The organism is Acidovorax sp. GW821-FHT10E04 (assembly GCF_059415185.1).
Genome location: NZ_JBWKMT010000009.1, coordinates 1 through 11,908, shown reverse-complemented (window position 1 = coordinate 11,908; position 11,908 = coordinate 1). Strand labels below are relative to the sequence as shown.

At 68.7% G+C, this 11,908-nt stretch carries 8 protein-coding genes; 2 read left to right on the top strand and 6 right to left on the bottom strand.

The genetic code is table 11. From position 1 onward, the window contains the following. Window positions 1–228 precede the first annotated feature (228 nt). The 5 genes from AC07OC_RS24230 to AC07OC_RS24210 all read right to left on the bottom strand — a co-directional run bounded on the left by AC07OC_RS24230 (window position 229) and on the right by AC07OC_RS24210 (window position 6,141). The gene (locus tag AC07OC_RS24230; protein WP_494602483.1) at window positions 229–1,986 is read right to left on the bottom strand and encodes a diguanylate cyclase domain-containing protein; all 1,758 of its coding nucleotides are present in this window, start codon (window positions 1,984–1,986) and stop codon (window positions 229–231) included. A gap of 44 nt (window positions 1,987–2,030) precedes the next feature. Continuing rightward, on the bottom strand, window positions 2,031–3,506 hold the full coding sequence (locus AC07OC_RS24225; protein ID WP_494602438.1) for an oxygenase MpaB family protein: 1,476 nt from the start codon (window positions 3,504–3,506) through the stop codon (window positions 2,031–2,033). After that, the gene (locus AC07OC_RS24220; RefSeq protein WP_218293830.1) at window positions 3,503–4,324 is read right to left on the bottom strand and encodes a carotenoid biosynthesis protein; all 822 of its coding nucleotides are present in this window, start codon (window positions 4,322–4,324) and stop codon (window positions 3,503–3,505) included. The genes AC07OC_RS24225 and AC07OC_RS24220 overlap by 4 nt, the downstream gene beginning before the upstream one ends. Before the next feature lie 129 nt (window positions 4,325–4,453). Continuing rightward, window positions 4,454–5,266 carry an alpha/beta fold hydrolase gene (locus AC07OC_RS24215; protein WP_492245753.1) on the bottom strand — a complete coding sequence of 271 codons (813 nt, stop codon included), beginning with the start codon at window positions 5,264–5,266 and terminating at the stop codon, window positions 4,454–4,456. A gap of 47 nt (window positions 5,267–5,313) precedes the next feature. Beyond that, entirely contained in the window at window positions 5,314–6,141 is an 828-nt protein-coding gene (locus AC07OC_RS24210; protein ID WP_218293832.1) for a proteasome-type protease, read from the bottom strand. Between the two features lie 319 nt (window positions 6,142–6,460). Here AC07OC_RS24210 and AC07OC_RS24205 point away from each other — a divergent pair, with 319 nt between their 5' ends. Beyond that, window positions 6,461–7,672 carry an alpha/beta hydrolase family protein gene (locus AC07OC_RS24205; protein WP_370627878.1) on the top strand — a complete coding sequence of 404 codons (1,212 nt, stop codon included), beginning with the start codon at window positions 6,461–6,463 and terminating at the stop codon, window positions 7,670–7,672. Window positions 7,673–7,729: 57 nt separating this feature from the next. On the opposite strand, the gene mutS is transcribed toward AC07OC_RS24205, so the two are convergent. Continuing rightward, entirely contained in the window at window positions 7,730–10,348 is a 2,619-nt protein-coding gene (mutS, locus tag AC07OC_RS24200; RefSeq protein ID WP_218341644.1) for a DNA mismatch repair protein MutS, read from the bottom strand. Window positions 10,349–10,628: 280 nt separating this feature from the next. Between mutS and AC07OC_RS24195 the strand changes: the two genes are divergently transcribed. After that, window positions 10,629–11,908 (top strand): PAS domain-containing protein (locus tag AC07OC_RS24195; RefSeq protein ID WP_492910597.1); only part of this gene is annotated, 1,280 nt, incomplete at its 3' end.

The following is an 11,908-nucleotide window of genomic DNA, read 5'->3' as shown; positions in this document are numbered from 1 at the left end:
CGCCTGGCACGCGGTATTTGCGCACGCCGGGGTCCCGCGCTTCCAGGGAGGATGTGATGCCCGCCCCGCCGGCCCCGCCCGTCCGGACGCTGTGGGCGCGCTGTCGGATGTTCGCCACAGCGGCCAGCGTGCCACTGCGCGAGCATGGATTCACGGCGGGCGCGTTGCCATCTGTGCTTGCCATGTTGCTCCCCGGCCTGCAGGGCGACAAGGGGCTGCGGTGCTCCATCATCCCGCCAGCGCCGGTGTGGTGGTGATGCGCCGCACCGAGTGCTTGCCGCCTTGTTTGCCCGCGTACATCGCGGCGTCTGCGTGCCGCATCAGGGCCTGCGGGTCATCACTGTCCAGGGGCGCCAGTGCGTACCCGATGGTCAGCCCCACCTGGATGTGCAGGTGGCTCAATGTGAAAGGCTGCTCGAAGGCCCGCAACAGCGAGCGGCCCAGATCTTCGGCCTGCTCGGGGGTCGCCAGGTCGCGGGCCATGATGATGAATTCATCGCCGCCGAGCCGGGCCACGAGGTCGGTCTGGTGCCGCACGTTGGCCTGCAGGCGCCGGCCCACGGCCACGAGCAAATCGTCGCCCACATCGTGGCCGTGCGCGTCGTTCACGGGCTTGAATCCATCCAGGTCCATGAGGTACAGCGCCACCAGCCGCTGCGGCGAACACTGGGCCAGCGCGGCCTCCAGGGCGTGCTGCAGGTCGCGCCGGTTGCTCAGTCCCGTGAGTGGATCGGTGTGGGCCAGCGAGTGCATCACGTCGCGCTCTCGCATGGCCTCCTGGGCCTGTGCCTTGGCGGCCTGGGCGCGCAGGCCCAGCACGCGAAAGAAGAGCAGCATGTCCGCCGTGGCGCCGAACTGGAACGAGTGCAGGGTCCAGAAGTTCGCGGGCACCCAGCCCTGGACCAGGCACACCATCACGGCGGCGGCCACGCCGAAGGCGATCCAGGCCACCAGCAGGGTGGCGCCGATGGGGTCTTTCTGCCGCACCCGCGCGACGGCGGCAGGCAGGCTGATGAGGGAAGGCAGGGTGCCCGCCAGGCTCATGAACGCGATGGCGATGGGCACGCTCAACCAGCCGAACACGACGGCTGCGCAGACCATGGCCGTGATTGCGGCGCCCGCCCGCATGGTGCGTGCGTACCGGCTGCCCTGCGTGTGGCCGGCCAGGGTGTGGCCCAGGAAGAGGAACGAGCCCGCGAGGGCCGCCAGCCCCGCCACCAGGCCCGAATACCGATCCATCCATGGATTGCCAGGCCACAGGTACTGCGGACCGATGCCGAAGAACTGCAGCGAAAAGCCCGCGCTGCCCAGCACCACCAGCGCATAGAAGCCGAACATGGGATCGCGCTGCGTGACCCACTGCATCAGGCTGTACATCAGCAGGCAGAGCGCCAGCCCGTTGAGCAGGCCCTGCAGCATCTGCTCGCCCAGGGCCTGGCGCATGTGAATGGGCATTTCGCTGACCGTGATGGGCAGGATCAGCGGACCGGTGGCCTGCACGCGTATCAACAGGTCGTAGGGCTGCCCGGCCCGCAGGTCGAACACCATCGCCGGCGTGCGGCTGGACCGCTGCGTCTGGTCAGACGGGCTTGTACGGACCTGTTGAAGCACCTGGCCTCCGCTGGCCAGGTACATTTCGGCCTGCAGCGAGCTGTAGCCGATATTGACCACCCAGGGGGTGCGCGGCGCCTCGGGCGCAATGATGGGGATGTGCAGCCACATCGCTGCCTTGTGCACGCCCAGCGAGCCGCCGCGCCGCGCGGGCGCCTCGAATTCGTCCAGGCGGCCCAGCATGTCCTGCGCCGAGAGCTGGTACGTGGGGTCGGCCTTGAGCGTGATGGCCTCCCATGCATTCACTTGCGGCCTCTCCTGCGTGAGCACCAGGGGCATGCCCGCCTGCGCGCCCACGGGCAGGGCCAGGGGAGCGAGCAGCCACAGCAGGATGGATGCCCTGCGGCAATGCGCGCGCCAAAGCCGGGCCAGCATCAGGAGAACGCGGGGCAGCAGGTGCATCGGCGTGAGAACAACGGCTACGTGGCTTGCCGCGCCGGGCCCGCGCTGGCGGCCTGCGCCTTCCCGGCCAGGCCCAGGCTCCAGCTGCCATGGGTGGTCAGCCGGTCCTCGATGCGGTTGAGCCAGCGGGGGGCGTGGGGGTCATCGCTCCAGCTGTGCATCACTTCGTCCACCTGGTTGAGCAGCTCGGTGGGCAGCTGGAGGGGGCGGGTCTGGCTCATGAGCACCTTGCTCATGAAGTGGTAGCCCAGGATGCGGGTGAGGGCCCGCACGATGGAGAAGCGGGGGAGCACCATCCGCGCAGCCACGTCGACGGCCCGCGCCAGCAGCAGCACTCCCCAGAACAGCAGCGCCGACGGCCAGGGCACGGGCTGTGTCAGGCCCAGATCGCTCGCCGTGTCACGCCCGCACAGGTAGCGGGTCATGAGCCGGGGAAAGGGCTTCACGATGGGCCAGGGCAGGGCGTTCTCCATGGTCTGCATCAGGGCCTGGCCCAGGGCGGGACGGGGGTCTGGCGTGACGGGTTCGGCGCGGCCGCGGGCCTGCATCCGCGCCATCAGGGCCTTGCCCTGGTCCATGGTGTCCACCATCAGGGCGCGGTCGATGCCCAGGATGTGGCCCACCACGTTCCAGGCATGCAGATAGGCTTCCTCGTCGGCCGCCCGCAAACCGATGCCCAGGCGGCGCAGGCTGCGCAGGAACACATAGCCAAACGTGAGCAGGGTGTAGGCCAGTTCTTCCTGGTTGCAGGGCAGGCCGTCACCTTGGAGGTTCCAGCCACGGGCATACAGCGTCTGGAACATGGCCTGGCGTCCGCCCTGGGTCTGCAGGGCCTGCGGCGCAATACGCCCCGCGCCGCCCGCCAGCAGGTCCCTGACGGCATTCTGGGGGCTGCCATGCAGGATCAGGTTGCGGATGGTGGCGTGGATCAGGCGTACCTTGAGCACCTGCGCCACGCCGGCGCCGCGCTGGCTGAGGCCACCATGCATCATCACCGGAAAGATCATCGCGGCGGTGGAGCGGATGCGGTACTCCGCGTTCTGCTCCAGCTGGCCGGAGGTGTGCAGCACGCTCGACAGGTCGGGAATCACGTAGCACTCGGGCAGGCTGGCGCAGAACAGCAGGATGCATGACAGCGCCCCGTGTTCCATGAACAGCTTCTCGGCGCGCTCGATCTTGCGGGCATCGGCCCAGGGCGGCAGCACCTGGGCGGTCTGCACGTAGTGGTCCAGGGCCTTGGACATGGCCGCATCCACGCCCTCGCCCTGGGCGGTCCAGCCCACCAGGCTCGCGTTGTCCGCCCACTGACCGAACAGGCGGTTCACGGTGTCGATGCGCGACCATTGCGGTGCGTCCATCGCCACGTCCCCTTCGGGCCAGTCGCCCAGGATGTCGGCGATGGTCTGGTCGGCCAGCGGGTCGGCGTGGCGCTGCATGCCTGCAAGCTCCGAATCGGACAGCGGGGATGGTGAGAGGGTCTTGCCGTGGTTCATGCTGCGGTCTCCGTGGTTGCGCGCCAGCGCTGAAAGCCCGCCAGGGCGCACAGCAACGGGATGCCCATGGCGAACGGCGCGATCGAGCGGATCTCCACCGGATTGCCCAGGATCATCTGGAACACCATGCCCGATGCGTAGATGGCCAGTGGCACCAGCGCATGGCGGCGCAGGAAGGGGCTGGTCGGGCGAAGCGCGAGTTTGCGCACCGACATGCGAAAGCCAAAGATGATCACGAAGGCCACGAACACCCAGCCAAAGAAGCCCTGCACCGTTTCGCCAAACCAGGCGCCGTCGGTCTTGGCCATGATCCAGGCTTTCAGGGTGTAGACCAGGTAGGGGTCGGCGCCCAGGTCGAACGCGGTGACGATCATCGCCGCCAGGAACGACAGCATCGCGGCGTGGCCCAGCCCCGGCGCGCCGTCCACCGGCGACTGCCAGACGATGAGGTTGCTGATCACGTAGCCCGCATACGTCAGCGCGAACCACATCATGGGAATGACGATGGGAACATCCACAAACCGCGCGCCCAGTACCTCGGTGTAGGTGTAGTGCCCGAAGAACCAGCCATGCGTGGTACCCATCTGCTCGGCGAACCAGCCCAAGCCCAGGGCGATCAGCACGAACTGCAGCGCGGGCCGGGCGCCCAGCAGGTGCGTGGCGCTGGCCCAGCAGCACGCGAACATGAGCACCGAGGCCGTGACGATGGCGATGGTGGTGTCGTTGTGGGTGCGCACCGCCGTGGCCACCAGGAAGGCGGCCAGCAGGGCAAAGCTCAGCGCCGGCAGGCGCGCGGCCAGTGGGGTCCGTGCAGGCATGTGTGTATCACGCTGTAACAAACCTCCAGTGTAGAGGATGGAGCCCAAAATGGCGCGGCCTGTGTGTCCTGCGCATCAGCGCGCTTTTTCGGCGCTTTTGGCGGCTGTTCCGGTGCTATACCGCTGGGCTCAGGGGGTCAGCGACGCCAGGTTGAGCAGGGAGGCCTCCATGGCGGCGGCCGTGGCCAGCGGCTGCTCCATGGGGAAAAGGTGGCTGCCGTCGAGCATCATCGTGCGGCCCTGGGTGATGCGCAGCGTCATGGCCATGCCCACCTGCTTCATTTCGTCCGAGTCCCGCCCGCCGATGAAGGCGGCCGGGCATTGCAGCGGATGGGTGCCGAGCAGCCGGCCCAGGTTGTGCGGCAGCGTGTTGTAGATGGCGGTTTCCACCGCACGGTCGAATCCGAGCACGCGCTTGCCATCGTGGTCCTGCAGTCCGTGGCTGATGTAGTCCTGCAACACGTCCGGATGCCACTGTGCAAAGGCCTTCTTCTTGCGGAAGTGTTCCAGCGCCTCGTCATTGCTGGCCCAGCTGAAGCGCCGCTGCCGGCTGATCTTGCCGGGCGAGATGGAGCCCACCACCTGCGTGCGCTTGGCCACGCCGACAGCGTTGGCCTTCCAGCCGCCCAGCAGGGGCGAGTCGATCAGCAGCACGCCGCGCACGAGCTCGGGGTGGCGGGCCGCTGCCATCACGCTCAGGAAACCGCCGAGCGAATGCCCTGCCAGAAACACTGGCGCACCCAGGCGCTGGACCTGCGCCGTGGCGAAGTCGGCGAGCTGCTGCACCAGGTGCGGCCAGTTGTTGGTGACGGGGTACCTGGGGTCGTGCCCATACCGATCCACCGCGCTCACTTCGAACCCGCGGGCCCGCAGGTGCTTGAAAAGGACGCGGTAGGTGCTCGCTGGGAAGCTGTTGGCGTGCGAAAAGACGATGGGAAGCATGGGGTACCCGGCAGGAGGGAAGGTCGGGCGCTGCGGCCCCGCGGCCGTCAGATCAGCTTGTCCAGATGGTTGGTGATCTTCTTGAGCGGCTTGCTGCGCGCCGGGTTAACCATGATGGGCACGGTGGTCACGCCGCCGCCCCAGGCGGGGTCTTCGATGCTGTCGAACACCTGGCGCAGCTTCTGGCCCCAGCTGTCGTGCAGCATGCGGAAGTAGGGATTGTTCTCGTCGATGCACACCACTTTCTCGGTCGAGAAACGGTCCACCTCATAGACGACGAGGTCCAGCGGCAGGCCCACCGAGAGGTTGGACTTGAGCGTGCTGTCCATGGAGACCAGCGCGCACTTGGCGGCTTCGTCCAGCGGTGTTTCGGGCGTCAGCACGCGGTCGAGCACGGGCTTGCCGTACTTGGATTCGCCGACCTGGAAGTACGGCGTCTCGGACGTCGCCTCGATGAAGTTGCCGGCCGAATACACCTGGAACAGGCGCATGCCCTCGCCCTTGATCTGGCCGCCGAACACCATGGACACATTGAAGTCCACGCCCGAGCGCTTGAGCGCCGCGCCGTCGCGCTCGTGCACGTGGCGCACGGCGGCGCCCAGCACGCGGGCCGCGTCGAACATGCTCTTGGCGTTCCAGATGGAGATCGTCTCGCCCGAGTCACCGTCCTTGAGCTGCTCGGTCTGCAGGATCTCGCGCACCGACTGCGAAATGGACAGGTTGCCCGCCGACAACAGCACCATGAAGCGGTCGCCCGCCTTCTCATACACCATCATCTTGCGGAAAGAGCTGATCTGGTCCAGGCCGGCGTTGGTGCGCGAATCGGACAGGAAAACCAGCCCGGCGTTGAGTTTGATGGCGACGCAATACGTCATGGAAAAAGTGGGGTCGTTGGAAGAGAGGAACCCGCGAGTTTAGTCTGGCGTGGGAAGGCCCCCTCGGGAGGTGGTGCCGGACGGCTCTCCTGTGCTCTGTGGCGGGTATGCGAAATTGATAGCAATGGAGGATGGATGGACAAGCGCTGCAGGCTATTTTTATTAAAAATCGGCTTGCTTCAACCCCCCGCCGCCAACCCGTGGCCACAGCAGTTGGCAAGGCAAGGTCCGCCGCGGGGGCAAAGGGCTATTCCTCCCAGGCCAGGCAGCATGCGCCCGCCGCTCCTATCATCCGCCGCTTCACCTGAAGGGCCCTGCCGTGTTGAAGAATCCACTGATCCTGTCTGGAACCCGCCGCGCCTGCGCGCTGGCCCTGGTTGCATTGCTGGCGGCCTGCGGCGGGGGCGGCACGGAAGAACCTGGCGATGGTGGCAATCCGCCAGCGCCACCGCCCGCCCCGGTGCGCTCCGGCCAGCTTGAATCCGCCGCCGCGCTGGGCACCGTGCCGACCGCCGACATCGCCGCGGCCCTGGCCGCCAAGGAGTCGCTGGCCCAGGACGTGGTGCCGCGCTACAGCGTCGCCTCCTACCGGCTCGAATACCTCACCACCGATGCCGACGGCAAGGAGGTGCGCGCCTCCGGCCTGGTCAGCGTGCCGCAAAAGCCCGCCGGTGCGAAAAGCCCGGTGCTCAGCTACCAGCACGGCACCATCTTCCGCGATGCCGAGGCGCCCAGCAACAACGCGGTGGCGTCGGAGGTGTCGGTGGTGCTCGCATCGCTGGGCTACATCGTGCTGGCGCCCGACTACGTGGGTTTTGGCGCCTCCAAGGGCACGCCCCACCCCTACCTGCTGGCGGCGCCCTCGGCGGCCGCCACGGCGGATTTTCTGACGGCCGCCCGCACCTGGCGCGGCCAGGCCAACGTGGCGGACAACGGTCAGCTCTTTCTGACCGGCTACTCCGAGGGCGGCTACGTCACCATGGCCACGCACCGCGCGCTGCAGGCGGGCGGATCGCCGCACCTGCAGCAGCTGCGCATGGTGGTGCCGGGCGCGGGGCCCTACAACGTGCAGACCACCATGGATGGCCTGGTGGACCTGGTGCGGCAAGAACAGCCGGTGATCGGCGCACTCATCAACCCGGGCTTCCTGCGCTACCTGGGCGGCAGCGTGCAGCGCGAGGTGCGCCGCCTGCTGCTGCGTGCGCTCATCCCGGGCGATGCCGACGTGGCCTACGACACGCGCTTCATCGACCACTTCCTGGCCGACGATGTGCAGGCCCTGGCCAGCGCCAGCAACGTCTACGACTGGAAACCCAACGTGCCCGTGCGCCTGTACCACGGCCGCGACGACCGCACGGTGCCCTACGCCAGCTCGGTCAGCACCGTGCGCGCCATGCAGAATCGCGGCGCGGGCGACCTGGCCGGCCTGACCGAGTGCCGCGCACGACCGGTGGCCGGGCATCTGCAGTGTGTGCCGCCGTTCATCACCTTCATGCTCGGGCAGCTGGCGCCAGTGGCGCAGGATCTTTGAGCCGGGGCGCCGCGGTGGCCTTCCGGGGCGCCGGGCCGGGAGCCTTGTGGCGTCGCCTCAGCCCGCCATCTTCTTGAGCTGGTAGAGCGCATCCAGCGCCTCGCGCGGGCTCAGCGCATCGGGATTGATGCCGGCCAGCGCGGCCTCCACCGGGCTGGCGCCCGCGCCCTCGGGCGCGGCCGGGGTGGCGAACAGGTCCACCTGCAGGTCGTTCTCGCCCGCGCGCTCCTCCAGCGCGGCCAGCGCATGGCGGGCGTGGTGCAGCACCGGCGAGGGCATGCCCGCGAGCTTGGCCACCTGGATCCCGTAGCTGCGGCTGGCCGGCCCGGGCTGGATCTCGTGCAGGAACACGATGTCCGCGCCCGACTCGGTGGCGCTCACGTGCATGTTGATCGCGTGGCGCGCCTTGGCGGGCAGCTCGGTCAGTTCGAAGTAGTGCGTGGCAAAGAGCGCGAACGCGCGGGTCTTGTCGTGCAGGTGCGTGGCGATGCCGCTGGCCAGCGCCAGGCCGTCGAAGGTGCTGGTGCCCCGGCCGATCTCGTCCATCAGCACCAGGCTGTGGGGCGTGGCCGCGTGCAGGATCTGCGCGGCCTCGGTCATCTCCAGCATGAAGGTCGACTGCGCGTTGGCCAGGTCGTCCGCCGCGCCGATGCGGGTGTGGATCGCGTCGATGGGCCCCAGCCGGCAGCTCGCGGCCGGCACGTGGCTGCCCATGCTGGCCAGCAGCACGATCAGCGCCACCTGCCGCATGTAGGTCGACTTGCCGCCCATGTTGGGGCCGGTGATGACCTGCATGCGCGTATTGGCGTTCAGCCGCGTGTGGTTGGCGATGAAGCTGCCGCTCGACGTCTCGGCCAGGCGTGCCTCGACCACGGGGTGGCGGCCCCCTTCGATCTCGATGCAGGGCTCGGGCACGAACTGCGGCGCGCACCAGTTCAGCGTGAGCGAGCGCTCGGCCAGCGTGCACAGCACGTCCAGCGTGGCCAGGGCCTGCGCCAGGCGGGTGAGCGCGGGCACGTGGGGCTGGAGCTGGTCGAGGATCTGCTCGTACAGCCACTTCTCGCGCGACAGGGCGCGCTCGTTGGCCGACAGCGCCTTGTCCTCGAAGGCCTTGAGCTCGGGCGTGATGAAGCGCTCGGCGTTCTTCAGGGTCTGGCGGCGGCGGTAGTCGTCGGGCACCCGGCCAAGGTTGCTGCTTGTCACTTCGATATAGAAGCCGTGCACCTTGTTGAACTGCACGCGCAGGTTGGCGATGCCGGTGCGGGTTTTCTCGCGCGTTTCCAGGTCCAGCAGAAAGGCATCGCAGTTGGTCTGGATGGCGCGCAGTTCGTCGAGCTCGGTGTCGAAGCCCGGGGCGATCACGCCGCCGTCGCGCACCAGCGCGGCGGGCTCCTCGGCGATGGCCGCGCACAGCAGGGCGGTGCAGCCCTCGGGCGGATGCAGGTGGCTGAAGATCTGAATCAAATAGGGCTCTGGCGCTTGACCAGAAAGCGCTAGCAGCTCTGATTTTTGTAGCGTCTTGCAGAGCGCGACCAGCTCGCGCGGGCGCACCTGGCGCAGCGCGATGCGGGCGGTGATGCGCTCCACATCGCTCACGCCCTTGAGCTCGCCGCGCAGTGTGGACCAGGGGCCCGCACCGCCGCCTGCGCCGCCCGCACCCCGCAAGGCTGTGGTGGCCGACAGGCGCTGGCGTGCCTCGGCGCGGTCGCGGCGCGGCTCCAGCAGCCAGGTCTTGAGCAGGCGGCTGCCCATGCCGGTCATGCAGGTGTCCAGCAGCGAGAACAGCGTGGGCGCGTCGTCGCCGCGCAGGGTCTTCACGAGCTCCAGGTTGCGCCGCGTGGTGGCGGGCAGGTCGATGAGGTCGTCGCCGCGCTGCACCTGCACGCTGTGCACGTGCGTGAGCGTGCGGCCCTGGGTGTGCTCGGCATAGGCCAGCAGGCCGGCCGCGGCGGCGTGCGCCTCGCCCAGGTCCTGCGCGCCCCAGGCCTGCAGGCTGGCGGCGCCCAGGTTTTCGAGCAGCTTGCGCTCGCCCAGGGCGCTGTCGAACTGCCAGTCGGGCCGGGGGCTCATGGGGCAGTTGAAGGCGCCGCCCTGGCGCAGCGCCTGCAGCTGCTGCTCGAAGCGGTCCGTCACGCCCGCGCTGTAGATCAGCTCGCTGGGGCCCACGCGCGCGATCCACCCGCCCAGTTCGTCCTGCGCGCATTCGGCCAGGTACACGCGCCCTTGCGTCACGCTCAGCCACGCCAGGCCGCAGCGCGCGCGCGGCGCCTGGTGCACGGCCATGAGCAGCGATTCGGACTTGTCGGACAGCAGCTCCGTGTCGGTCAGCGTGCCGGGCGTGACCACCCGCACCACCTTGCGCTCCACCGGCCCCTTGGCCGCGCCCACTTCGCCCACCTGCTCGGCGATGGCCACCGACTCGCCCATCTTGATGAGGCGGGCCAGGTAGTTCTCCAGCGCATGGAAGGGAACGCCCGCCATGGTCACCGGCTGGCCGCCCGACTGGCCGCGCTGCGTGAGGGTGATGTCGAGCAGGCGCGCCGCCTTTTCGGCGTCGCCATAGAACACCTCGTAGAAATCGCCCATGCGGTAGAACACAAGCGTTTCGGGATACCCGGCCTTCAGGGCCAGGTACTGCTGCATCATGGGGGTGTGGTGTTCGAGCGTGTCGGACATGCGGGGGGCCGGGAAATGAGGCGTGGACTGTAGCAGTTCGCCCGGCACGCGCCGCCGCGGGCCCCGCGCGGCGAAACCTGGCGGCGGGCCCGTGCCGGTCCCTGCGGCGTGTCCGGCGGGCCTCGGGTTTTCCCTTGGGGAAATGCCCCAGGTTTTGAACGAATGTTACGTTTAGACATACTCTTGCCTGTATGCTGGCACTTTGGCTTTTGACCGTCGGCCCCGCCCTGCGCAGGCGGGACCCATCCCAACCGCAGGCTTCAGAGGTTCCAGAGCGACCGTGATCTCGTCCGAACTGTTGACCGATCTCCTCGCCCCCGCTGGTGAGGGCCCCATAGAGCCCATGGCGCAGGCGCGCTTGCAGGCCCTGGTCGATGCCGTTCCGGTGGCATTGATGGAGTTCCGGCTGCAGCGGGGCCGCTTGCTGCTGTTGGCCGCCAACGCCGCCGCCCGCCGCATGCCCGGCCTGGGCGCCGTGCGCAACCCGGGCGCGGATGCGAGCGAGGTGTTCGACCTGCTGGAAGGCACGGCGCTGCTGGACCAGCTGCACGGCGTGGTCCGGGTGGGGGCGCCGCTCGAATGCCGCCAGGTGGTGCGCGAGCCGGGCCGGCTGCTGCTGGCCTGGGATCTTTCTGCCCGCCGCGTGACCAATGACTGCATCGTGGTCACGGTGCGCGATGCCACCGAGGCCGAAACCCTGCGCTCGGCGCTGGCCGCTTCCGAACGCGCGCTGGAGGAGGTGCGCCGCGAGCTGCGCGAGCAGACCGAGGTCTTCAACGCCATGGAGAGCCTGGCGCGCACCGGCCACTGGCGCCGCATCGAAGACCCGGGCGAGACGGTGCTGCTGTGGTCCCCGGGGCTGTGCGAGATCGCGGGTTTCGAGCAGCAGGAATGGGTGGACCCGGAGCGCGCCGTGAGCGGCATCCTGCCCGAAGACCGCCAGGTGTTCGACAAGGTGCGCGAGCGTGGAGCCGGCGGGGATGTGGAATACCGCTGGCGCCGTCCCGATGGCGAGGTGCGGTGGATGCGTTCCCGCGTGCGGCGCACGCTCCCGCGCGACGGGGTGCAGGTGGTGATGGGCGTGGTGCAGGACGTGACGGACGAGCACCGCGCCGCCGAGCAGTTGCGCGAACAGCTGCTGTTCATCCAGCGCATCGCCAGCCGCATTCCGGGCTTCATCTACGAATACCGCCTGCACGCGGATGGCGGCACCAGCGTGCAGTACATCAGCGATGCGGTGCGCGAATTCATGGGCGTGGAGCCGCACGAGGTCACGGCCGACCACGGCGTGCTCATGCACCGCGTGCTGGCCGAGGATCTGCCCCAGGTGCAGCGCTCCGCCATCACCTCGGTGCGCAAGCTGGTGCCCTGGCAGTGCGAATACCGCGTGCGCATGCCCGACGGCAGCGTCCGCTGGCACATGACCAATGCCATTCCGCACCGCGAGCCCGATGGCTCGGTGGTATCGCACGGCTTCACGATGGACATCACGGACCGCAAGCGAGCGGAGCAGGAGATCGAGCGCCTGGCGTTCTTCGACGCGCTGACGGGCCTGCCCAA

What these genes read in the sequence shown, in the direction of transcription:
- AC07OC_RS24220 (WP_218293830.1), bottom strand. Translation starts at nt 4,324, where the DNA reads ATGCCTGCACGGACCCCACTGGCCGCGCGCCTGCCGGCGCTGAGCTTT.
- AC07OC_RS24225 (WP_494602438.1), bottom strand. Translation starts at nt 3,506, where the DNA reads ATGAACCACGGCAAGACCCTCTCACCATCCCCGCTGTCCGATTCGGAG.
- AC07OC_RS24230 (WP_494602483.1), bottom strand. Translation starts at nt 1,986, where the DNA reads ATGCTGGCCCGGCTTTGGCGCGCGCATTGCCGCAGGGCATCCATCCTG.
- AC07OC_RS24215 (WP_492245753.1), bottom strand. Translation starts at nt 5,266, where the DNA reads ATGCTTCCCATCGTCTTTTCGCACGCCAACAGCTTCCCAGCGAGCACC.
- AC07OC_RS24210 (WP_218293832.1), bottom strand. Translation starts at nt 6,141, where the DNA reads ATGACGTATTGCGTCGCCATCAAACTCAACGCCGGGCTGGTTTTCCTG.
- mutS (WP_218341644.1), bottom strand. Translation starts at nt 10,348, where the DNA reads ATGTCCGACACGCTCGAACACCACACCCCCATGATGCAGCAGTACCTG.